The 23,547-nt window shown below is 37.7% G+C and carries 24 protein-coding genes and 1 tRNA gene; 10 read left to right on the top strand and 15 right to left on the bottom strand.

Annotated elements, in window-relative coordinates:
• Positions 1–895 (top strand): T9SS type A sorting domain-containing protein (locus ASG38_RS08215; RefSeq protein ID WP_157486104.1); only part of this gene is annotated, 895 nt, incomplete at its 5' end.
• Positions 896–1,159: 264 nt separating this feature from the next.
• On the opposite strand, the gene ASG38_RS08210 is transcribed toward ASG38_RS08215, so the two are convergent.
• The 5 genes from ASG38_RS08210 to ASG38_RS08190 all read right to left on the bottom strand — a co-directional run bounded on the left by ASG38_RS08210 (position 1,160) and on the right by ASG38_RS08190 (position 5,860).
• Positions 1,160–1,234 (bottom strand) — tRNA-Val (locus ASG38_RS08210).
• A gap of 57 nt (positions 1,235–1,291) precedes the next feature.
• Positions 1,292–2,512, bottom strand: a complete 1,221-nt coding sequence (locus tag ASG38_RS08205) for a folylpolyglutamate synthase/dihydrofolate synthase family protein (RefSeq protein WP_056068995.1) — start codon at positions 2,510–2,512, stop codon at positions 1,292–1,294.
• A gap of 20 nt (positions 2,513–2,532) precedes the next feature.
• The gene (locus ASG38_RS08200; protein ID WP_056068992.1) at positions 2,533–3,408 is read right to left on the bottom strand and encodes a hypothetical protein; all 876 of its coding nucleotides are present in this window, start codon (positions 3,406–3,408) and stop codon (positions 2,533–2,535) included.
• Positions 3,409–3,479: 71 nt separating this feature from the next.
• Complete coding sequence (locus ASG38_RS08195; protein WP_056068989.1) at positions 3,480–4,706, bottom strand: Glu/Leu/Phe/Val dehydrogenase dimerization domain-containing protein; 1,227 nt, start codon at positions 4,704–4,706, stop codon at positions 3,480–3,482.
• 86 nt (positions 4,707–4,792) lie between these two features.
• Complete coding sequence (locus tag ASG38_RS08190; RefSeq protein WP_056068986.1) at positions 4,793–5,860, bottom strand: anhydro-N-acetylmuramic acid kinase; 1,068 nt, start codon at positions 5,858–5,860, stop codon at positions 4,793–4,795.
• Between the two features lie 97 nt (positions 5,861–5,957).
• Between ASG38_RS08190 and ASG38_RS08185 the strand changes: the two genes are divergently transcribed.
• A complete protein-coding gene (locus ASG38_RS08185) occupies positions 5,958–7,100 on the top strand; it encodes an acyl-CoA dehydrogenase (RefSeq protein WP_056069107.1) in 1,143 nt (380 codons plus the stop codon).
• 88 nt (positions 7,101–7,188) lie between these two features.
• Positions 7,189–9,603, top strand: a complete 2,415-nt coding sequence (locus ASG38_RS08180) for a hybrid sensor histidine kinase/response regulator (protein WP_056068983.1) — start codon at positions 7,189–7,191, stop codon at positions 9,601–9,603.
• Between the two features lie 223 nt (positions 9,604–9,826).
• Here ASG38_RS08180 and ASG38_RS08175 read toward each other — a convergent pair whose 3' ends face one another.
• Positions 9,827–11,176, bottom strand: a complete 1,350-nt coding sequence (locus tag ASG38_RS08175) for a sigma-54 dependent transcriptional regulator (protein WP_056068979.1) — start codon at positions 11,174–11,176, stop codon at positions 9,827–9,829.
• 152 nt (positions 11,177–11,328) lie between these two features.
• Positions 11,329–11,622 (bottom strand): hypothetical protein, encoded by a 294-nt coding sequence (locus ASG38_RS08170; RefSeq protein WP_157486102.1) that lies wholly within the window; start codon positions 11,620–11,622, stop codon positions 11,329–11,331.
• 538 nt (positions 11,623–12,160) lie between these two features.
• Between ASG38_RS08170 and ASG38_RS08165 the strand changes: the two genes are divergently transcribed.
• Positions 12,161–12,838, top strand: coding sequence for an SDR family oxidoreductase (locus ASG38_RS08165; protein WP_056068975.1), 678 nt, complete (start codon positions 12,161–12,163; stop codon positions 12,836–12,838).
• Here ASG38_RS08165 and ASG38_RS08160 read toward each other — a convergent pair.
• A complete protein-coding gene (locus tag ASG38_RS08160; protein ID WP_082482187.1) occupies positions 12,827–13,534 on the bottom strand; it encodes a VanW family protein in 708 nt (235 codons plus the stop codon). The two genes, ASG38_RS08165 and ASG38_RS08160, sit on opposite strands and share 12 nt — an antisense overlap.
• Positions 13,485–14,213 (bottom strand): bifunctional 2-polyprenyl-6-hydroxyphenol methylase/3-demethylubiquinol 3-O-methyltransferase UbiG, encoded by a 729-nt coding sequence (locus ASG38_RS08155; protein WP_056068972.1) that lies wholly within the window; start codon positions 14,211–14,213, stop codon positions 13,485–13,487. The genes ASG38_RS08160 and ASG38_RS08155 overlap by 50 nt, the downstream gene beginning before the upstream one ends.
• A 47-nt stretch (positions 14,214–14,260) precedes the next feature.
• On the opposite strand from ASG38_RS08155, the gene ASG38_RS08150 reads away from it, so the two are divergent.
• From ASG38_RS08150 to ASG38_RS08130, 5 genes are all read left to right on the top strand, one after another.
• On the top strand, positions 14,261–14,866 hold the full coding sequence (locus tag ASG38_RS08150; RefSeq protein WP_056068970.1) for a SprT-like domain-containing protein: 606 nt from the start codon (positions 14,261–14,263) through the stop codon (positions 14,864–14,866).
• A gap of 77 nt (positions 14,867–14,943) precedes the next feature.
• A complete protein-coding gene (locus tag ASG38_RS08145; RefSeq protein ID WP_056068968.1) occupies positions 14,944–16,002 on the top strand; it encodes a mannose-1-phosphate guanylyltransferase in 1,059 nt (352 codons plus the stop codon).
• Positions 16,003–16,121: 119 nt separating this feature from the next.
• On the top strand, positions 16,122–16,694 hold the full coding sequence (locus ASG38_RS08140) for a Crp/Fnr family transcriptional regulator (protein WP_082482186.1): 573 nt from the start codon (positions 16,122–16,124) through the stop codon (positions 16,692–16,694).
• A gap of 74 nt (positions 16,695–16,768) precedes the next feature.
• Complete coding sequence (locus tag ASG38_RS08135; RefSeq protein WP_082482185.1) at positions 16,769–17,254, top strand: SRPBCC domain-containing protein; 486 nt, start codon at positions 16,769–16,771, stop codon at positions 17,252–17,254.
• Between the two features lie 58 nt (positions 17,255–17,312).
• A complete protein-coding gene (locus ASG38_RS08130) occupies positions 17,313–18,152 on the top strand; it encodes an alpha/beta hydrolase (protein ID WP_082482184.1) in 840 nt (279 codons plus the stop codon).
• 100 nt (positions 18,153–18,252) lie between these two features.
• Here the strand turns inward: ASG38_RS08130 and ASG38_RS08125 are convergent, their stop codons facing one another.
• The 6 genes from ASG38_RS08125 to ASG38_RS08100 form a co-directional block, all read right to left on the bottom strand.
• The gene (locus ASG38_RS08125) at positions 18,253–19,044 is read right to left on the bottom strand and encodes an ABC transporter ATP-binding protein (protein ID WP_056068962.1); all 792 of its coding nucleotides are present in this window, start codon (positions 19,042–19,044) and stop codon (positions 18,253–18,255) included.
• A complete protein-coding gene (locus ASG38_RS08120) occupies positions 19,041–19,790 on the bottom strand; it encodes an ABC transporter permease (RefSeq protein ID WP_056068960.1) in 750 nt (249 codons plus the stop codon). Before ASG38_RS08120 ends, ASG38_RS08125 begins: the two co-directional genes overlap by 4 nt.
• Before the next feature lie 90 nt (positions 19,791–19,880).
• A complete protein-coding gene (locus ASG38_RS08115) occupies positions 19,881–20,729 on the bottom strand; it encodes a glycosyltransferase family 2 protein (protein ID WP_056068958.1) in 849 nt (282 codons plus the stop codon).
• Positions 20,730–20,733: 4 nt separating this feature from the next.
• On the bottom strand, positions 20,734–21,264 hold the full coding sequence (locus ASG38_RS08110) for a methyltransferase (protein WP_056068956.1): 531 nt from the start codon (positions 21,262–21,264) through the stop codon (positions 20,734–20,736).
• A gap of 52 nt (positions 21,265–21,316) precedes the next feature.
• Positions 21,317–22,375 (bottom strand): 3-oxoacyl-ACP synthase III family protein, encoded by a 1,059-nt coding sequence (locus ASG38_RS08105; protein ID WP_056068954.1) that lies wholly within the window; start codon positions 22,373–22,375, stop codon positions 21,317–21,319.
• Positions 22,376–22,504: 129 nt separating this feature from the next.
• On the bottom strand, positions 22,505–22,879 hold the full coding sequence (locus ASG38_RS08100; RefSeq protein ID WP_056068952.1) for a group III truncated hemoglobin: 375 nt from the start codon (positions 22,877–22,879) through the stop codon (positions 22,505–22,507).
• Positions 22,880–22,998: 119 nt separating this feature from the next.
• On the opposite strand from ASG38_RS08100, the gene ASG38_RS08095 reads away from it, so the two are divergent.
• Complete coding sequence (locus tag ASG38_RS08095) at positions 22,999–23,523, top strand: hypothetical protein (RefSeq protein ID WP_056068950.1); 525 nt, start codon at positions 22,999–23,001, stop codon at positions 23,521–23,523.
• Positions 23,524–23,547: the final 24 nt, after the last annotated feature.

The following is a 23,547-nucleotide window of genomic DNA, read 5'->3' as shown; positions in this document are numbered from 1 at the left end:
GACATATACAACGAGCGGAACCTACACCCATGTTACGACCAACGCTTCCGGATGCACGAACACAGCAACGCTGAATCTGACCATTAATAACAGCACGACATCAAGCCTTACCGAAACGGCCTGCGACAGTTATACCTGGGCAGCAAACGGAACGACTTACACAACGAGCGGAACCTACACCCATGTTACGACCAACGCTTCCGGATGCACGAACACCGCAACGCTGAACCTGACCATCAACAACAGCACGACATCAAGCCTTACCGAAACGGCCTGCAACAGTTATACCTGGGCGGCAAACGGAACGACTTACACAACGAGCGGAACGTACACCCATGTTACAACTAACGCTTCCGGATGTACCAACACGGCAATATTAAATTTAACCATAAACAATTCGGAATCTCCGGTTGGTGAATCGTCCCAGATAATAACCGTTGACGTTTCCGGTGATGCAACAATCTCTGATATTGTTATCAGTCCGTCAACTGTTGTCTGGTATGCCTCTGAATCAGATGCAATATCGCATACTAATCCGCTGAACAGCACTACAACTTTGGTGAACGGAGCTACTTATTATGCAGTCTATACGACAAGTCAAGGCTGTAGCAGTGCTCCCTATCCGGTAACGGTTTCGGTTGCCTTGGGTACGAATTCTTTTAATGATACGAAACTTAGTTTTTATCCAAATCCAACTTCGGACGTGCTGTACATTAAATATAGCCATACAATTAATACTATAAGTGTAAATAATGTATTGGGCCAGGAAGTGTATGCCAAATCGATAAATGCGAATGACGGAGTAGTGGAATTTTCGAATTTACCGTCAGGGAATTACTTTGTTAAGGTAACCAGTGGTGATTCCGCTAAAATTATTAAAATTATAAAAAGATAAATAAGACAATTGCTTAATAACTAAATCCCAAATTCCGAAAAGAGTTTGGGATTTTTTTATGATGCGGTTAGTAAGTAAACAAGTTTGAAAGTAAAGATAGGTTGTCTGGATTGACAGATGTATTGTGAAGGTTGGGAGAAAGCTGTTAGTGAGGTTTTACTTTTGTAGCCATTGCTGAAAACAAAGAACCTGTGGCAATAATTTGTAAACGTTGTGCCAAAGAAAAAGCCTCACCAGGATTTCCTGGTGAGGCTTAAGTTTCTGTGGGCGATGAGGGATTCGAACCCCCGACCCTCTGGGTGTAAACCAGATGCTCTGAACCAACTGAGCTAATCGCCCTATTGCGAGTGCAAATATAGACTGTTTTTTTATATCTGCAAACAATATTCGTAAAAATTATAAAATTTCTGCCACTACAAATGTGCTTCCGCCAATGTAGATAAAATCCGTTTCAGAAGCATTTTCTAAAGCGATTTTGTAAGCTTCTGCAACAGAGGAGTATACTTTTCCGTTAAGTCCAAAAGTTGCTGCTTTTTCTTGTAATGCTGTTGCGTCTAGTCCGCGGGGAATATTTGGCCTGCAAAAATAATATTTGGCATTTTTTGGAAAAAGAGGCAGTACATCATCCAAATCTTTGTCATTTACAACACCCAAAACAATGTGCAGTATGTCAAATTTTTGGCGAGCGACCTGTTTCATAACAATTTTCAGTCCGTGTTTGTTATGAGCTGTATCGCAAATTACGTTAGGAGCTTCTTTTAATTGCTGCCAACGTCCTTGCAATCCGGTGTTTTTAATCACGTTCCAGAATCCGTCTTTTATGTTTTCTTCAGAAATTATAAAATTGCCTTGTGCTTGCAATACCCTAATGCCTTGCAGTACGGTTTTCTTGTTCTGTTCCTGATAATCTCCCGTAAGGGTAGAAGGGAAGGTAGTGTTGATTAAATCGGAAGCAAAGTATATTTCAGACTGCATTTCTGTTGCTCTTTTCTCAAATACGGGTCTCGTTTCTGTAGTATATTCTCCAATAATTACAGGAGTTTTTGGTTTGATGATTCCGGCTTTTTCAAAAGCAATCTTTTCCATCGTATTGCCTAAAAACTGTACATGGTCCATCCCGATATTGGTAATAACAGAAAGTAAAGGAGAAATGATATTGGTGGAATCCAATCGCCCGCCCATACCCACTTCAATAATGGCAATATCTACCTTTTCCTGACGGAAATAATCAAAGGCCAGTCCAACGGTCATTTCAAAAAAACTCAACTGGTTCTGTTCAAAAAAAGATTTGTTTGCAGCGATAAATTGTATCACAAAATCTTCTGAGATTTCTTTGCCGTCAATTTTTATTCTTTCCCTGAAATCTTTTAAATGAGGAGAAGTATAGAGTCCGGTTTTATATCCGGCTTCCTGTAAAATCGAAGCCAGAAAATGAGAGGTAGAGCCTTTTCCGTTAGTTCCGGCTACATGAATTGTTTTAATGGTCTTTTCCGGATGATGAAGATGGTTGGCTAATAAAACAGTATTGGTCAGGTCTTCTTTGTAAGCCGAAGCGCCTTGTTTTTGATACATTGGCAGTTGGCTAAACATCCAGTCTAAGGTTTCGGTATAGGTCATCAGGAGATGATTTCAGTAATTTAATTTAAGCCGAAGTTATAAATGATTTTACCAACCTGGCGGTCAGGGGCATCACTGCTTGCCTGCCATTTAGTTCTCATGGCGGCTTGTTTTGCCTGGTCTCTTAAACATTTGGCTGTAATGGTAGTTCCCTTGATTCCGGCAGTAGCACTAATGGTATTACCGTTTTTATCTACAGAAACTTCAACAACAACAACCCCGGTTTCATTACTGCAATCGCTGTTGGGCATTGGTTTTGACAAAGCTTTTCGGTTTCCTAATGAATAACCGCCTCCGCTTCCGCCACCAGAGCCTGGTCCGCTTCCCGGTCCATTTCCGGGACCGTTACCCGGTCCGTTTCCGCCTCCGGTTCCTCCGCCAGAGCCACCATCGTCATAATAATTGTTGGAATTTTTATCGCCATTCAGCTTTCCTTTATTTCCGGATATTCCATCGTCACCATCACCGCCTTTATTGGCGCCGCCCAAAATGCTGGAAAGTGCATCATTTGTGGATTTGGATGTTTTTTTGACTTCAACCGGAGTAGTAGTAGGTTTTTTGACTTCTGTTTTGACAGGCTTTTTTGTTTCGGTAATAGAAACAGCATCCTCATCAGAGTCTTGCGTCAAAATGTCTTCCTGTGAGCTGGCTGTTGGCTGTGGTGCTGACTTTGTCGTTTGGGTTACTTTTAAAACCTCACTGGTATAATCAGCACCAGAACCAAACTCACTATCGCCAAAATTTACGGTCACACCTCCACCTCCGCCTCCGGCAAGTTCCTGGATTCTTTCCTCGGTAGCAAATTTGATCAGAAACAAAAGCAATAGCAGCAACGCAAACAAAGCTGTTGTAATGGCTAAGGACTTTTTTTGTTCGTCAGAAAGGGTGACATTCATAGTTTTTGCGAATTATGCTTGATAAAGATAACGTAATTATCGAAAAAATGTTATCTGAATACTATCAATAATTAGACCAACTGTTTTAGGGCAATTTCGAAAGCAGTGGCGCTGATGTTTTTCTTGTCAGCATTCAGGTCATGCGCTTTCTGGATTGCATTTTTGATGGTTTCAGAAGTATCGCTAAAGATAGCTTCGTCTGTCATCTGTACTTTTTTCTCCATGAAATAAGCAAATACCCTTGCCATTCCGCAGTTTGAAATAAAGTCAGGAATCAGGCTTATCTTTTTGTCGGCAGCTTCCATAATCGGGCCAAAGAAAATCTCTTTATCAGCAAATGGAACGTTAGCACCACATGAAATTACTTCCAATCCGGCAGCCGCCATATTGTCTAATTGCTCTTGAGTAACCAATCTTGAAGCAGCACACGGAGTGAAGATTTCAGCACCGATAGTCCATATTTTTTGATTGATTTCTGCAAAAGGAATCATATTGTCAGCTACAAGCTGGTTGCCGTTTTTATTAACGAATAAATTTCTGATTTCTTCAAAAGTAAAACCGTTTTCGTTGATAACTCCGCCATCTCTGTCGATAATACCCACGATTTTCGCTCCCGAATTAGCCAGGTAATAAGCCGCGGCAGAACCTACATTTCCAAATCCCTGAACGATGGCTTTTTTACCTTTGATGTTTCCGCCGTAGATGTCATAGAAATGACGCACCGCTTCCGCAACACCAAAACCGGTAATCATGTCGGCTACTGTATATTTTTGGTTTACATCAGGAGAGTAGATAGGATTTTCAATAACTTTTACAACACCTTGACGCAATTGTCCGATTCTGTTGATTTTATCAGCTTCGCTTGGTTTGAAATGTCCGTTGAAAACTCCTTCTTGTGGGTGCCATACACCGCATTCTTCAGTCATTGGAATTACTTCGTGGATTTCATCAACATTCAAATCGCCTCCGGTTCCGTAATAGCTTTTCAATAAAGGAGAAACGGCTTTATACCACCTTTGTAAAACGCCTTTTTTTCTTGGGTCGTTCGGGTCGAAATTGATGCCGGATTTAGCTCCGCCAATTGCCGGCCCTGAAACTGAAAATTTTACCTCCATGGTTTTTGCCAAAGAGAGAACCTCATTCACGTCAAGTCCTTTTCTCATTCTTGTTCCACCTCCGGCAGCACCACCACGAAGCGAATTGATTACTGTCCACCCTTCGGCTTCAGTTTCGGAATCTTTCCAGTTGAATATTATTTCAGGCTCTTTATTCTCAAATTTCTTAAGTAAATCTTTCATTATATTGTATTATTTGTATGTTGTTTTTTATTGGTTTGCAAATATAGTTTTAAAAGCATCAATGCGCAAAGTTTTAGAAATTCCGTTTAAGGCAGGAATATTTTTCCGGAACTGTGGTCGTGTTTGGCTCCGGTCACGCTAGCCAGTACATTCACTTCATTTCGCAGTTTTAAAATGCCAAGTAAGGCGAAAATCAGCGCTTCTTTATATTGTACCGTTTTGTCATCCGGCACTTCGAATTTCATTTCAGGCAAATGGAAGGCCATTCTCTCGAGTAAAAATTTATTATAGGCGCCACCTCCGGTTACCAGAAGGTTTCCTGTTTTTTTAGGAACGGCTAACAAAGTCTGTATAGCGATATGCTCTGTAAAAGTCCGCAATTTGTCTTCTATGGAAATGTTATGTCTTTCCATCATAGGCAGTACGATTGTTTTTACAAACTCATAGCCTAGGGATTTAGGATAGGCCTGAGCATAAAAATCAATGTTGTTAAGTTCCTGTAATAGCAGTTCAGAAATAGTTCCGCTTCGGGCAATCGTTCCTTTGTCGTCATATTCATAACCTAATAGGTCGGCATAAAAATTAAGTACCGTATTGACAGGAGAAATATCAAATGCGATTCTTTTACCATCCTGTTCAAAGGAAATATTAGAAAAGCCGCCAAGATTCAGGCAAAAATCATATTCGGGAAACAGGAAACGGTCACCAATTGGAACCAATGGAGCTCCCTGTCCGCCATAATCCACATCCTGTACGCGGAAATCGCAGATTACTTTCTGATTGGTAAGTTTTGCTATTTCCGGAAGATTTCCAATCTGTAAGGTAAAACCGTTTTGGGGCTGGTGCAGGATAGTATGTCCGTGAGAACACACTCCATCCAGATTTTCCAACTGATTTGCTGCGATAAAATCAGAAATCACATTCCCTAATAATAAGGTATAATCTGTATTTAGTTTTTCGAGTTCTTCTGGTGAAAAATCTACTGCTTTTTTTAGTCTGTAAACCCAGTCTTCTGTATAAGGAACTGCCTTGGTTTCCTCAATTTGATAGTGCCAGCGGTTTTCCAACCGACTAAAAATTATATGGGCCAGGTCAATACCATCCAAGGATGTGCCTGACATAACTCCGATAACGTTATAGTTTTCTTTAGCCATAGCGCCAAAATTAGGCAATCTTATTGAAAATTTGATATTTAATATTTACATTTGGGCGCACAAAAACAATAAAACGGCAAATAATACCTTTAAAATTATGGATTTTAAACTAACCGAAGAACATCTGATGATTCAGCAAGCGGCAAGAGATTTTGCTCAGGCAGAACTGCTTCCAGGTGTAATTGAAAGAGACGAACATTCAAAATTCCCAACAGAACAGGTCAAAATGATGGCCGATTTAGGTTTCCTTGGAATGATGGTTGACCCAAAATATGGTGGAGCCGGATTGGATAGCGTTTCTTACGTTTTGGCAATGAAAGAAATTGCAAAAGTAGATGCTTCGGCAGCAGTAGTAATGTCTGTGAACAACTCACTTGTTTGTGCAGGTATAGAGAAATACTGCAATGAGGAACAAAAACAAAAATACCTTGTGCCTTTGGCTAAAGGTGAAGTAATAGGAGCTTTCTGTCTTTCTGAACCGGAAGCCGGAAGTGATGCGACTTCTCAAAAAACAACAGCAATTGACAAAGGTGACCATTACCTTTTGAATGGTACAAAAAACTGGATTACTAACGGAGCTACAGCTTCTACTTATATTGTAATTGCTCAAACCGATATTGAAAAAGGACATAAAGGAATTAATGCTTTCCTTGTTGAAAAAGGATGGGCTGGTTTTGAAATTGGCCCGAAAGAGCAAAAAATGGGAATTCGCGGTTCTGATACACATTCTTTAATGTTTACAGATGTGAAAGTTCCAAAAGAAAACAGAATCGGTGAAGAAGGTTTCGGATTCAATTTTGCAATGGCGGTATTGAATGGAGGAAGAATCGGAATCGCTTCTCAGGCACTTGGAATCGCAGCCGGAGCTTACGAACTGGCATTGAAATACTCAAAAGAAAGAAAAGCTTTCGGGAAAGAAATTTCCAAGCACCAGGCCATTGCTTTTAAACTGGCAGATATGGCAACGCAAATCAGTGCGGCAGAAATGCTTTGCCTGAAAGCGGCTTGTGAAAAAGATGCTGGACAAGACATTTCACAATCAGGAGCAATGGCAAAATTGTTTGCTTCCCAAACAGCAATGGATACTACCATTGAAGCGGTACAGATTCATGGCGGTAACGGATATGTTAGAGAATACCATGTAGAAAGAATGATGCGTGATGCAAAAATCACCCAGATATATGAAGGAACTTCAGAAATTCAAAGAATCGTAATTTCAAGAAGTATCCTGAATGCATAAATTTGTCAAATTTTGACGTTAAAAAAATCCGGCAGTTTCTGCTGGATTTTTTTTTAACAAATTATTTTAAAATACTATCTTTATCCTCATGAGTCAGAAACCGAGATCTTTAAAAGTAAAAGTTATTATAGGGTATTTGTTGCTTTTTGTAATAGCCGCTTTGTCGGTCTGGTTTATCTATTCTGAAATCCTAAAAATTGCCACTCCCAGTAATAATGCCAATGCAGACAGCCAAAAGGTAATCCGTGTCAGTAATGCCATTGCCAGTTTATATGCTTCTGAAACTGTGGGGAGAAACTCAATATTGACAGGTTCTAAGGCAGATCTTAATGAATATACCAAACTGCTTGACAGTATAAAATTAGAAATTGAAGCTATAAAATCAGAAGCGGATAAAACACAGCTTCCTAAGCTGGATACGATTCAATACCTCTTGCAGAGAAAGAAAAACAGTATCAATGAAATTATAGAATTCAGGAAATATCTCGATACGAGGGCAACCTATAAAAGAGCCGAAAGAAAGGTATATTACACTAAAGATTCATTGGTCAAAAAAATAAAACCGGTGCAGTTTTCGGGAAGACAGCAGTACCGTTCGTTTTTAAATGAAGTACTTACGAAAAAACAGCTGGACTCTTTGAGTAAACTGCCGCTTTCCAATGATTCCCTTACTATGGCTATTCAAGGAGCAATAAGGAAAGAAGCTTCAAGAGAAATTGATAAGCAATATGAATTAGTGGGTAAGGAGCAGAAAATGCTTGATGAAAACCGATATATTTCCGATCAGCTCCGAACCGTACTTTCTTCTTTAGAAAAGCAGATGTTGGAAAAATCATATGCAAAAATTAATGAATCCAAACGGGCTATTGATAATACAATCCAAACTATTGCATGGGTTGGTGCCATAACATTCTGTCTCCTGATTGTTTTTGGCTATATAATAATAAGAGACCTTACCATAAACCAAAATTACAGAAACCAGCTTGAAGCCCTTAATGCTGAAAAAGAAGACCTGTTGCGAAGTAAAATGATGCTTTTGGCTACCGTTACGCACGATATACAGACGCCATTGGGAAGCGTGATCGGTTTTTCAGACCTGTTAAAAAATACCGATGTTAATCCAAAACAGTTACAATACTTAGATAATATAAAACATTCTTCAAATTATATATTAAAGCTGGTTAATGATTTGGTGGATTTTTCCAAATTGGAAAACAACCGCATTAATATTGAGAAAGTAAGCTTTAATTTTAAAGACCTGATTGAAAGTACCTGCAAACCATTAGAGCCAAATGCAGAGAATAAAGGAATAGAGCTCAATTGGGATGTGGAAGAAGTGTTGGATGACAATTTTATATCTGATCCCTACAGGCTGAAGCAAATTTTGACCAATCTGATTTCAAACGCTATAAAATTCACCCAGGAAGGATCTGTTGAGGTTCATGCCAGGGTAGAATCGGCTACCATTGTTGTTTCTGTAATCGATACCGGAATCGGGATTGCAAAGAACAAGCAAAAAGCGGTTTTTAAAGAGTTTACGCAAGCGCATGCCGGAATAGAAAAGAAATTTGGAGGAACTGGTCTTGGCTTGACGATTGCGAAAAGAATGCTGCAGCTTTTAGATGGAGATATAGTGGTAGATAGTGAAGAAAATAAAGGTTCCATATTTACGATTACGATTCCGGCTATAAAATCAGAAGCTGAAGCTGTTGAGGTTGGGGTTCCAAATTTGGATTCGGAAACGGAATTTTTGAAAGACAAAAGAATTCTGATTGTTGATGACGATGCGATGCAGCTTTCGCTTATGAAAGAAATTTTCGCGAATTATCCAGTAAAAGTGACTACACTGGTTGACGCAGCCAAAGTGAGAAATCTGTTGGAGCACGAACAATTTGACCTTGTCCTGAGCGATATACAGATGCCTAATATTGACGGATTTGAATTAGTGAGAATTATTCGCAATAACAATAATCCGGAAATAGCAGCTATTCCTGTAATTGCCTTATCTGGTAAAAGAAACCTTAATCCTGAAGATTTTACAAGCAAAGGATTTACGGCATTCCATCCAAAACCACTGCGCCTGGAAGAGTTGTTGCTTCTTATGAAATCCATATTTAATGGAAAGCCGGTAGATGTTGCTGTTCAGGTAGCAGAAGCAAGGAAAGATGAAAAGCTGTTTGATTTGTCAAGCCTGAATAAGTTTACTCAAAACGATCCGGTTTCTTTAAAATTAATTGTGGATACTTTTATCACCAGCGTTTCCGAAAACACCGAAGCGTTGCGACAAGCTACCTGTGAAATGAACCTCAAAAGGATGTCGGAAGTTGCCCATAAAATGATTCCGATGCTGAAACAAATGGAAGTATATTCAATTTCAGACCTCTTAGAACCAATAGAAGACCAGAGTTTGGAATACGATAAGGAAGAAATGGAAAAGTATGTAGCAATTATTTTCCAAAAATTATCAGTCCTTATTTCTGAATTGGAAAAGGAAATTAGTTAAAGAGATGCTAAGTTGCTAAGGTTCTGAGTTACTAAGGTCGTGTGTTTTGTTTGCGAAATAGGAAGTTATAGAAAACGAGCTTTTCACACCTTTTATAATTGATATAGATTTCCTTAAATCTGCGTCTAAAATGAATTTCTTAGGGAGATTTGAAGTTAGTTTGTCAAATAGGGTACTTAAGTACTTAGCTGCTGAGATACTAAGTCGCTCAGCAACTAAAAAACTAAAGGTCGATACTGTATAATTTCAATTTGTTATAAAGCGTTTTCCTATCGATATTCAGCAATTTAGCCGCTTTGGTTTTATTGAAGCCTGCTTTTTCCAAAGCTGAGCGTATAGCCGATTCTTCATTTTCTTTCGAATAATAAGGAATAGCGTTTTCCTGCTCAATGGCAGAACGCATTTCCTGTGGCAATACGTCAATAGGAACAGAATTGCTCTTGGTTAATAATACAGAACGTTTGATGGTGTTCTTCATCTCACGTAAGTTACCCGGCCAGTCATAATTCATGAATAGTTCAATGACTTCGTCATCAAAACCCTCGATGTTTTTTTCAAGGTCGTCGTTAGCCAAAGCCAGAAAATGGTGTGCGAAAACCATGATGTCCTGTTTTCTTTCACTCAGTTTTGGAGCCTGAATGCAGAATTCATTGAGCCTGTGATAAAGGTCCTCACGAAAATCACCTCGCTTGACTGCTTCTGAAAGGTCTTCGTTGGTAGCAGCAATAACACGAATATCAACCTTAACTTCATGATTGCTTCCTACTGGTTTTACTTTTCGTTCCTGTAATGCACGAAGCAACTGAATCTGGACTTCATAGGAAAGGTTTCCTACTTCGTCCAAAAATAACGTCCCGCCGTTTGCCGCTTCAAAATGTCCCGTTTTATCATTAATAGCTCCTGTAAAGGAACCTTTTATGTGTCCGAAAAATTCGCTTGAAGCAAGTTCTTTAGGAATGGCACCACAATCCACAGGAATAAAAGGCTTGTCCTTTCGTTTGCTCTGTGTGTGAATGGTGTGGGCAATATATTCTTTTCCAGTACCGCTATCACCAATAATGAGTACCGACATGTTGGTTGGCGAAACAAGACTGATGTATTCATGAAGCTGATTGGATGTCGAGCTGCCCCCTTTTACAAAAGCAAAATCGGAAGAGGAAGTTTCCTTTTTCTCTTTTTTTTCGGTAACAGGCTGTTCCGGCTTTTCAAGTCTCTTTTTTAAGGCCTGTTCTATAGTATGGAGAATTTCGTCAGGATTGATAGGTTTGCCTACATAATCGTAAGCTCCCATTTTCATGGCGCTGACAGCTGTTTTAATATCTGTATAACCGGTCATTAGGACGACCTGGGTTTTAAAAGAAGTCTCTTTTATATATTTTAATATCTGAATACCATCACTGTCAGGCAATCGGATATCCGTAAGGACAACATCAAAAATTTGATTTCGTATCGCTTCTTCAGCTTCTTTCGCATTGAAAGCGTTGGTAACATCATAACCTTTTTTTTGCAAGAAGGTTTTCAGCATTACGCAAAAAGACGTGTCATCATCAATCACCAAAATTTTCGAGCTCATATTGGGGTATAAATGTTTTCACAAATTTAAAATTTTAAACGAATTTTAAATGTTAATATATGTTATAATATAAAACAATAAAGGAGATGCCCCCACATCTCCTTTATATTGCGAAGAATTATAAATTCTTCCTTCAACAAACTTAACTTAAACTATGCTTCTTTTATAAACTCACCTGTAGCCGTGAAATAAGCAGTAACGGTCTTGTCATCTTTTGATAGGACCAGCTTGTATTCTCCGTCGCTAGCAACGTGCGCTTCCTTTATTGTATATCCGCCATATTTAGAACTGATGGTTTTTAAAACATCAGCAGGAATAGCAGATGGTTCAATAGGTTTATATTGTTTTTCCTGGGTTAGGGAAATTTCATTTATCGCTTTATCTGATGCCGCAGCGTTTACTCCAAAACTCAATATTAATGCGGCTAATACTAAAATCTTTTTCATAACAATTTTTTTTGTGGTAATAGCTGTGTTTCTTTTTCGATTAGTTAATAGAAAGAAATGTGCCATTTTGAGAAAGCAATGCGAATTATATGTAAATAACTGTAAATCAATGGTATTCTTGGGTTTTGAATTATTGTGGAATATGGGGAATCTGTGTAAAAGTGTGGAATTTGCTCCAAAAAAGTGTGGAATTCAACAATTTTAGTGGCATTTTGAGAATGTAAGAAAAGGATGATTCTCGTAAATTTCACGATAAAACTTAAAAAATGGTTCTATGGAGGAGAGTGCAGGGATGTATTTTGAAAGACTAATGGCAGGATTTTTTATTTTAGCTAAAACCAACCCATTCTTCCAAAAAAAGAAATAGTTTTGAAAAAAATAATTAATGACTAATGATACGTTTGTTTTGTCCGACCGGCTTCAATTACGAATTTTATTTTAGCCACAGATTAAAAGAATTATGCAGATTTAAGAGATCTATATATCGAAAAGTATAACTTATATAATGCAAAGATAGCTTTGCGATTTAAAAATTGAGATGAAAAATATCATTATAACAGGAACTAGCAGAGGAATTGGTTACGAACTGGCTTTGTTATTTGCAAACGAAGGCCATCAGGTTTTGGCCATTTCCAGAAAAACACCAAAGGCATTAATAGAAAATCCAAATATTACCTGTCTTTCTGTTGACCTGGCGAATGAAGCCGATTTGGCTAAAATCGAAAACTTCCTTTCTTCTGCATGGAAACAGGTTGATGCAATCGTTCATAATGCAGGGGCGTTGTTGTTAAAACCTTTTTCAGAAACATCTACGCAAGATTTTGAGCAGATTTATAAGGTAAATGTTTTTGGTGTTGCTTCGCTGACAAGAATCTCACTGCCTTATTTAAAACCCGGAAGCCATGTAGTGACAATTAGCAGTATGGGCGGCATTCAGGGAAGTATGAAATTTGCCGGACTGTCTGCCTACAGTTCCAGTAAAGGTGCTGTTATTACGCTTTCTGAACTGCTTTCTGAAGAATATAAAGAAAGAGGCATTTCTTTTAATGTATTGGCGTTAGGCTCTGTCCAGACCGAAATGCTTGCTGAAGCCTTCCCGGGTTACCAGGCACCACTTTCGGCCAAAGAAATGGCAGATTATATTTATGATTTTACCCTAAAAGGGAATAAGTTCTATAACGGAAAAGTCCTTCAGGTATCTTCCTCAACTCCTTAATTTGTTGTAGAAAGAAATTGCCGCTTTTTTATTTTCTATAAAAGTAACCACTTCAATTTTCCTGCCTTTATCTATGATATTGAAAGTTACATGGTGTTCTTCAATCTCTTTTTGACTGTTTAGGGAACAACTAATGCCGGAACCTTCGATTTCGATTTTGAATTGGACAGGGAAAGGATTGTTGTTTTTAATCCGAAGGTCTTTATAACCATAAACCACAGTGGCATCTGCCCCTAAGGGAGTGAATCGCTCTTCTTCTGAATAGATGTCTACAGAATGGTTATGCCTTTCCAGTATCTCTAAATTGGCTAGGAGAGCCGTGTGGTAAATAATTCCGGAAAGTTGGCAAAGTCCGCCGCCGGTTTCTTCAGAAATTTTCTGGTTTACGATATTCCGTCCTTTTTTAAAACCGTTTCTTTCGGAAGGATTTCCCACTATTTTCCAAAAAGAAAAAAGTTCGTCAGGATAAATACAGACTTGATTGATTGTTTTCGAGGCCAGTTTCAGATTGTGGATTTTGTTGTCGAAATGGGTTCCTTTTTTTATTTCCTGTTTAATTGTGATAGAGAAACCGGATATATTTTCTTGTGGTCTTTTTTGGGCAAAGCGATTCTTAGAGATAAATTTTAAATCGGTAATATGTCTTTTAATCACCCTGAATTTTAGTTTTATTGCGGTTGGGATAAGTTTTTTCACTTGGTTGAGCTTTTTCTAATTCGATGACGAGGTAGGAAGAATATTCTTTGAGAAAGGATTTGCAAAAAAAGGCATCTATTTTTTGCAATAAAGGTCGGGCTGAAGAAGGAAATCTGTGGATAGGAAAAAAAAGGATTCCCCGGTAATATTTTATGGTCCAGTCTGGAGTTATAAGACTTTCGATATCTTTTATTGAAAGAGCATTGGCGCCATGCCAGCCTGTTTTTTTATAATTGAAAAGTTTTCTTCTTTTTTGAGAAGGAAAATCAAAAATTAGCTTCCCGCCTTTTTTTAATTTTTGATGCGACTCCTTAAGGAAATCATTTGCAGTGGCTTTGTCCAAATGCATTATGACATGGAAAGAAAATATAATGTCAAAGAAAGCATCAGGATGGGGAATATCAGAAACACTGCCCAGACTGATGTTTTTCTCCGGGAATTTGTGCTTTGCAACTTCAATCATTTTTGGGCTGATATCTACTCCGTGGCTTGCCAGGTCCAGAAATCTTCCTGTACCACAGCCTAAATCCAAAATGTTAGCCGAGCTGAGGTGAGGCAAACACTTTTTTAAATAGGCTCTTTCCTGGATGTCAATGTAGGTACCATAGGAATTTCCAAACCTGTTTTGGTCGTAAGTGGATGCTAATTCATCATAATATATTTTTATTTCCTCAATCATATTCTAAATGTATAGCATTTCTACCAAAAATAAATAAATTTGTAATAATGAGTGAAGTCTTATCAAAATATCTCCCTGAACATGCAGTGAAATCCTGTTTCGAATTAATTAAGGCTAATGAGGTCCATCTTAAAATTGTCAATGAACGGGTAACGCGCCACGGTGATTATAGAAAAGGCCCCGGGGGAAAACATGAAATTACCATAAATTCAAACCTGAATAAATACAAGTTCCTGATGACGCTGATTCATGAAATTGCGCATCTTGTGGCTTTTAAAAAGTTTGGAAGGAATATTAAACCTCATGGTAACGAATGGAAATATACCTTCCAGCAATTGATGGTGCCTTTTATCCGTCCTGAGATTTTTCCAAGTCAGGTTTTACCGCTAATGGCGAGGCATTTTAGGAATCCTGCGGCAAGTAGTGATACCGATGCCACTTTGTCATTGGCCTTAAAACAATTTGACAAAGAAAACGACAAAAGTTATATTTTTGAAATACCTTACGGGAGTTTTTTCAGGATTCATAACGGCAAAATATTTAAGAAAGGAGCTCAGAGAATCAAAAGGTTCGAATGCCAGGAAGTAAGCACGGGAAGAATCTATTTGTTTAGTCCCAATGCTGAGGTTGAGCTTTTGCCGGCCAGATGTTAAATGTTGATTAAACGATTTTGATTTGAATTAAGAAATAAGAATATTTACATAGAGATTGTATAAACGATTTATCCAAGATGAATAAAAATTATTTTGCCATATTAATGGCTGGAGGTGTGGGCTCCCGATTTTGGCCGGTTAGTACCAGCGAATTTCCAAAGCAGTTTCACGATATGTTGGGAACAGGAGAAACCCTGATTCAAAAGACATTCAGCAGACTGTCTAAACTAATACCGGAAGAAAATATTTTTATTCTGACCAATGAGAGCTATAATGACTTGGTTTTAAACCAGCTTCCTCAGGTAAGCCAGGAACAGGTATTGCTTGAACCGGCCATGAGGAATACGGCTCCTTGTATTTTATATGCTTCATTAAAAATAAAAAAGATAAATCCTGATGCTGTTATGGTTGTGGCTCCAAGCGACCATTGGATTGAAGATGAAACGGCATTTGTAAGCGATTTACAGACTGCTTTTGACTTCTGCGAAAAAGACAATGCTTTGATGACTTTGGGAATACAGCCTACTTTTCCGAACACAGGTTTTGGCTATATCGAATACGATAAGTCGGATGCAAACCAAGTAAAAAAAGTAAGTCAGTTTCGGGAAAAACCGGATTATGAAACAGCAAAAGAGTTTCTGAAGAGCGGTAATTTTCTTTGGAATGCCGGAATATTTATCTGGAGCGCAAAATCGATTATACAGGCTTTTGAGACCTATCAGCCGCAGATGTATGCTTTGTTCATGCTTGGTTATGGAGCCTATAATTCAGATTTGGAAAAAGTTTTTATTGAAGAGAATTATGCCGAATCTGAAAATATTTCGATTGATTATGCTGTCATGGAAAAAGCGCCTAATGTGTTTGTGCTTCCGGCCACTTTTGACTGGAACGATTTAGGAACATGGGGCTCTTTGTATGAAAAACTTCCAAAAGATAACCAGTTGAATGCTGTCGTAAACGCGTCTGTAGTTTTGGAAAATGCTTCCAATAATATTATCCGTACCGATGCTAAAAAATTAATCGTTATTGATGGATTAAACGATTATATCATTGTTGACAAGGAAGATGTACTGTTGATTTATCCTAAAGGGAAAGAGCAGGAAATAAAGAGAATCCGAGAGATTGTAAACAAATAAAAAAAAGAGGCTGCCTGAAAATAACAGCCTCTTTTTTTATCAATTTTATTCAATTCATCTGAGCGAAAGCATAAAGACTTTAATAATGGAATCGGGATATTTCCAAAAAATGAAAAAGAATGACAGAGTTTGAAATCAGTCTGAAACAATATTTTGGAGTTGCTGGCACAGAAGAATTAAAAGCCATAACCACTTTATTTGAGCCGGAGCTATTGAAAAAAGGAGATTTTTTTCTGGAAACAGGCAAAAAATGTGATCGATTAAGTTTTATTCAATCCGGTTTTTTGAGAATTTTTCTCGAAACTAAATCCAAAGAAATTACACAATGGATTTCTACAAAAGGTTACTTCGTTACTGATTTATCCAGTTTTATTTTTGACCATCCGGCCCGTTGGACTATTCAGGCATTAACCGATGTAGAGATTTATACCATCAGGAAAAGCGAATACGCTAAGATAAAAACTGTTCTTCCAAAATGGGCTGAGTTAGAGAAGCAGTTTATCGTACATTGCTTTACAACACTGGAAGACAGGGTTTTTAGCCATCTTTCTATGACAGCAGAAGAACGCTATTGTTTTTTCTTCGAAAACAATAAAGAATTATTCAATCAGGTTCCATTGCAATACATTGCCTCAATGTTGGGTATGACACCTGAAACTTTTAGCCGGATAAGAAAAAAGCAATTTTCTTAAATTCTTGATTTTTATCAAGCCGACATCGTTATGCAAAACAGACCTTTGTGATGTTCAATTAAACACCACACAAAATGAAGCGTCTATTTTTAATATCAGCAATCCTTTTGATGAGTATAACAGTGATGGCAAAAGAAATCAAAACAGAAATTGTTATTCAGGCAACACCCGAAAAAATTTGGTCAATCCTTACCGATTTTGAAAATTACCCAAACTGGAATCCTTTTGTGAGTTCCGTTAAAGGTGCTGTTGACATAGGTAATAAAATTAAGGTTGGTATCCATCCGCCTGGCGGAAAGAAAATGACTTTCAAGCCCATCGTGATTACTAAAATAGAAGAAAAGGAATTGAGTTGGCGAGGCAAGGTATTATTTAGAGGATTGTTTGATGGAGAACATAAATTCGAACTCATAGACAATCAAGACGGAACCGTAACTTTTATCCAAAGCGAAAAGTTCAAAGGGCTGTTTGTATGGATGTTCAATCCAAAGAAAACTAAAGAAGGCTTTAATCGAATGAATGAAAAATTAAAGGAACTTGCGGAAAAGGAAATAGATTAAGAAGCTACAGACGATATCGATCGGCAATGACTATCCGGTCTTGAAATACGATAAGCAAATGCAAACCAATATTATCGATAATAAAGCAGACAGGCTGTTTACTGTCATTTATCCAAAATCTGATAAGGAAACAATAGTCCTCTTACATGGCGGCCCGGGTTTTCCCAGTGACCTTACAGAAGTTGTCAATTCTTTAAAAGACAGTTTTCAAGTCATTACATTTCACCAGAGAGGAACAGAAAAATCACCTTGTCCAAGCAAAGATTATTCAATGGAAGCTTATTTGTACGATCTGGAAGCTATTAGGAAATTTTATCAGATTGATAAGTTCCATTTGTGGGGGCATTCCTGGGGTGGACTTTATGCCCAAATCTATGCTGAAAAATATGCTGATAATTTACTCAGCCTGTTTTTGTGTAGTCCCGGTTCGGGAACCAATACTCAGTGGAAGCAGACTGAAAAAGAAGTAATGCAGTTGAATAAATCCAAAACTACTGGCTGGGAATGGACAAAAATGGGTATGAACAGCTTTCTGGGAATGTTAGGAAGTGATAAGGCTTATAAGCGTCTTTTCAAACAGGTAATGAAAAACTATAATGACGGATTTATACCTACAGGCACTTCTAATAATAGTGAAGATTTTAATCTGCTGAAAGCAGTTCCGATAAATAAGACAAGGCCAGAAATCATAAAGTACCCGCTTTTGAAGGGATTGTCGAATCCGGATTTTAAAATAACCATCTTGTATGGTGAACAGGATATCTATAAAACAAGTAAAAACTTTGTGATTGACCGTTATCCAACAGCAAAGGTGTTTATAGTTTTAAATTCAGGCCATATCCCCTGGTTACACAATACCAAAGGCTATAAAGATATTATGGACAATCACTATCAGTAATGGTTGATAACAATATGCCGAATACATTTTAATTTATGTAACAGGAAAAAAACAAATACAGACCGGGATTCATTTACCGGGTCTGTATTCAATGTTTAAACTATTTATTTTCTTCTTTGTCTTCGTCTTCGATATCGGCAAGAAGGCTTTCACGCACTTTTTTAAACAGGTCGGACGAGTAAACAAATTCAACAATTGATTTGTTCTTCGTTTCTAAAATTTCTTCATTGGTTCCTTCCCATTCTTTAATTCCGTTTTTCAGGAATACAATCTTTTCGCCAATCTGCAAAACCGAGTTCATGTCGTGCGTATTGATGACGGTTGTCATATTGTATTCTTTGGTAATTTCCTGAATGAGTACATCAATCAATATGGAAGTTTCCGGGTCTAATCCGGAGTTTGGTTCGTCACAGAAAAGATATTTAGGATTGTTTACAATAGCTCTTGCAATGGCCACACGTTTCTGCATACCTCCCGAAATTTCTGAAGGATACTTGTTGTTGGCATCCACCAGATTCACTCTTTCGAGTACCTGATTGACACGGTCGCGTATCTCATTTTTTTTCTTGTTGGTAAACATTTTTAACGGGAAACCTACATTTTCTTCAACCGTCATAGAATCGAAAAGAGCACTTCCCTGAAATACCATTCCAATTTCGGTTCTCAATTCCCTCTTTTCATCTTTACTCAATTCAGAATAGATTTTCCCGTTGAAAGAAATAGTTCCTTCGTCAGGAGTATGGATTCCAAGCAATGTTTTCAGCAATACTGTCTTTCCGGAACCGCTTCGCCCAATAATAAGATTGGTTTTTCCGGCTTCAAAAGTGGTAGAAATCCCTTTTAATATCTGTGCATCGCCAAATGACTTTTTTATATCTTTTACTTCAATCATGAGCTTAAAAGTAATTGTGTTAGAATATAGTTCATGAGAATCACCACGACACTCGTCCAGACAAAGGAAACGGTACTGGCTTTACCTACTTCCAAAGCACCACCTTTCATATAATAACCATGAAAGGAAGGAATAGTTGCCAGGATTAAGGCGTAAACCATTGTTTTTATAAAGGCATACACGATATGGAATGGAATAAATTCCGTTTGCAGACCCATAATAAACTCGTCGCTTGATGTCAGGTTTCCGTATACGGAAGCCATATAACCTCCCAAAATACCTAAGAACATACTTAAGGCAATCACGAAAGGATAAAGCATCAAGGCAATGATTTTTGGAAATACCAGATAGTTGAGAGAGTTAACTCCCATGACTTCCAATGCATCAATTTGTTCCGTTACTCTCATTGTTCCAATACTCGAAGTAATAAAAGACCCTACTTTTCCGGCCATGATAATGGAAATAAAGGTAGGGGCAAACTCCAGAATAACAGATTGCCTTGTGGCAAAAGCGATTAGGGTTTTTGGTATCAGAGGATTTGTCAGGTTGAGCGCCGTCTGGATGGCAACAACCCCTCCGATAAAGAATGAAATAAAAGAAACAATTCCTAAGGAACCGATAATCAAATCGTCAATTTCCTTCAGGATAAGTTGTTTCATATAGGACCATTTTGTTGGCTTATTGAAGATTTCCTTCAACATAATAAAATAGCGTCCTATCTGGGTTAAGTATCGAATTATCATTATGAGTTTCTAAATAATGGCTAAAATACGAAAATTGTCAAGAGTAGCTGGTTTTGCTTTGTGAGTTTTTTAACTAATAAATAACCCTGCAAATCAGAATAGCTTTTCTTTCATTTTTTTCAATCGGTAGTTTCTGATAAATTTAGCCTGTTCTCGGGTAACGAGTAACGGCTTTTTTTGAGACTGGGCTTTAAAAAAGCCTCTGATGTAATCAAAAAACAAAAAAGGTTTTTTCTTTAGCATTGCCAGTTTTGCGGAAGCAATTGCCGTAATAAAAAAACCATAACCTAATGTATAGAAAGCTTCGCCCTGCTTGTAACGTGCTGTTTTGTTATAATTGGCGCCGGTCGGTTTTAAATGCTTAACCTTTAATGATTGGTCTGTTACTACTTTCCAGTCGTAAAATTTACACAACAATTCATCAACGGTATCCCATCCCATAGCAGGCTTAAGAGTACCAATCTGTAGAAAACATTGTTTGCGATAGGCTTTAAAAGCTCCGCGGATATGGTCTTTGTCTGTCAGGTTTTCAAGAATCCAATCGCCGTTTTTTTCGATATAGGCAAAACCGCCCGCCATGCCTGTTTTTGGGTCTGATTTGAAAATATTGATTATCGTTTCAAAATAGTTTTCCGGCAGTATTAGGTCGGCGTCTAATTTTACAATTATATCATAATTGCTGTCCAGAGTTTCGTATCCTTTGTGAAAAGCCTGAATAACCTTGCTTCCCGGGAGGTGGATAACTTCAGATTTTTTTTGAATAAGATGTATGTAGGGGTATTTTGAGGCAAATTCCTGGACTATTGCCGAAGTATTGTCGGTTGAATTGTCATCTACCACAACAACCTTTGCCGGAACAGCTGTCTGGTCTGCCAACGACTGTAATGTCAGTGCAATAAAAGCTTCTTCATTGTGGGCAGGAATGACGATATAATAGTTCATAAAGTCAGGAATTATGTACTTTCTCTGCGTATACTATATAATACCTGTTTGTAAATCTTCGCAATAAAGGCCTGATTCCAAACTTTTTTACCGGATTTGTCCATTTTTGACGGTCGAGTATTTTCCATCCGGTTTTTTCCAATAGCCAGTCCAGTTGCCAATCTTCAAATTCATGATAGTGTCTGTCCCACATATCGGTTTTGCTACGGTAAGCAGGTGAAAACCAAAGGCGCATTGGGATAGATATAAATAATTTATCGGACTTAATATTTTGAAGCACAGTGTACGGATTCAGCAGATGTTCAAAAATTTCAAACGCCGTTGTCACTGTGTATTGCTGTGACTGAAGAGCTGTCTGATCTTTATCAAGGTCTTCTCCTGTGGTATTAATAACCTGGAATCCGTTTTCCTTCATAATTTTCGAGAATGGATTTTCAACTCCCAGGTCCAGGATTGTTTCAGAAGAATTGATATGTTTATTTAAAAAATCGAGCGTAAGCTTGAATCTTTTTTCTGGAAAAGTTTTTTCGTACATCTTGTTTCAAGTTTAAGGCTTCGAGCAATGAAGCCTGAAACCGGAACTTTTGTTATAACCGATACGTAAATGCATTTACATTCATTCCCGCACCAACGGATGCAAAGATAATAACATCTCCTTTACGAAGTTCCTGATTTTCGATTTTTCCTTTGATAAGTAAATCATATAGTGTTGGTACAGTTGCCACACTGCTATTGCCCAATTTGTGAATGCTCATAGGCATAACACCGGCTGGCGGAACTGCCTTGAAGAGTTTGTAAAAACGGTTGATGATTGCCTCATCCATTTTTTCGTTGGCTTGATGGATAAGTACCTTTTTGACTTCCGAAATGTCGATTCCGCTTTTTTCAAGACAGCTTTTCATAGCCATAGGAACCTGACTCAAGGCAAACTCATAAATTTTTCGACCGTACATTTTAATGTAGCGTACATCCGGATTAAGTTCTTTATTATAGGACTTCCCAAAAAACAGGTAGTTTGCTTCTTCATAAGCAAAAGTTGCGCTTTCATAGGATAGTAAACCGTCATTTCCATCAGTGCCTTCTACTATGGTGGCACCTGCGCCATCAGCATAAATCATGGAATCGCGGTCATGCGGGTCCAAAACCCTTGAAAGTGTTTCGGCTCCAATGACCAGACAGCGTTTTCCCATTCCTGATTTGATGAAAGCATTGGCTTGCAGTATGCCTTCAATCCAGCCGGGACATCCGAAAAGGATATCATAGGCTACACACTTGGGATTTTTTATCTGGAGCTTGTGTTTGATTCTTGAAGCCAGACTCGGCAGAATGTCGGATTGGATTTTTCCATATTGGACATCACCAAAATTATGGGCGACAATAATATAGTCTATAGTTTCGGCATCTATATTGGCATCCTCAATTGCTTTTTGAGAAGCCAGAAAACCAATATCAGAAGCCAGTAAATGTCTGTCAGCATAGCGACGTTCTTCTATTCCTGTTATATCCTTAAACTTTTCAATAATAAGCTCAGTAGGGTGTGATAAGGGCTCACTATTGTCGTCCAGAAAAATATGATTGTCAAAGTCGTGGTTAGCAACTCTGATTTCCGGTATATAGCTGCCAGAACCTATGATTTTTATGTTCATTATTGAATGATTATGTTTTTTGCTAATGTATTAAAAATTAACGCGCTTCTTTGTAAAAAAGTATTATGCATGCATATAATTATCAAATAGTTATTTTTTAAGCTCAATAACTAAGAATATGATTTTATTTTAAGCTGATTTATGCAGTTTAATTTGCATTACATTGGCAATGGAAAGTGCTTTGGTCTTTATTTTTTCCGAATTTTCTCCTGAAAAGTTTTCGTCTACAGTCAGGTAGAACGTATCAAGCCAGATTTTAAAATGTTGCGGAGACAGTTTGGATTTTTCATTAAGGTCTAAATGGAGTTTAAGCACATTGTTTTTATAATTGCCTTTTCCAAACAGGCTGAGATTCCAGAAATCTACAATAACCGGCAGGTGATGTTCCATGTTTATTTGGGCAATATCTGTAAACAGATAACTAATTGCTTTATTTTGAAGCAATTTCTGATAGAATTTATCCATTAACAAAATTAAATCTTCGCGATTTTCGAGGTCTTTCATGACGCTTTTTTGTGAGTCTTAAAATTAGCTTAATAATCTGAAGGTTAAAAGTAATTGGACTTTTTTTTGTGAGTAAAAATCTTATATTTGCGCCAAAAATCAATCTTTAACTTAAAAAAATGAAAAAAAGTATTTTATTATTAATGTTATTAATGACTTCGTCGTTAATTTTTGCACAATCGGACAAAATTTTTAAACACAGCGGGGAAACCGTAAACGGGAAAGTTATTCGTTTGGATGAATATGTGGTTGTTTTCAAATATGATGGAGAGGATGCTGAAAACTCAATAGGGAAATATGCTATTGAAAAAATTGTTTACGGCAAAAGCGGGAGAGTAGAAGAGGTTTCTGAGAAAATTGAAGTGAGCTCTGAAAAAGACTGGGAAAAAGTTGTTATCCTTGAGGAGAAATCTTATATCGCAGGATTGAAAAAAGTAGATGAGGTAAGAGGTAAGACCGGTCTTATCAATTTCCAGACAGGTAATACAGGTGATAAGAAAGCAGAGAAAAAACTAAAAATGGAAGCTGCTAAATTAGGATGTCCTTTTATTTTGCTTATGGCAGATAAAGCTACTGTTGGTGCTAGTTCTAATGCTTTGGGTGGTTCACAGGTTATCAAAAAAGGAGTTGCTTATAAATACTAATAAGTATCCAAAATAAAAAAAGCC

The organism is Flavobacterium sp. Leaf359 (genome assembly GCF_001423985.1).
Taxonomy (GTDB): Bacteria; Bacteroidota; Bacteroidia; order Flavobacteriales; family Flavobacteriaceae; genus Flavobacterium; species Flavobacterium lindanitolerans.
Note: the sequence above shows the minus strand (reverse complement) of the source record. Positions and strands in the feature narration are given on the sequence as shown.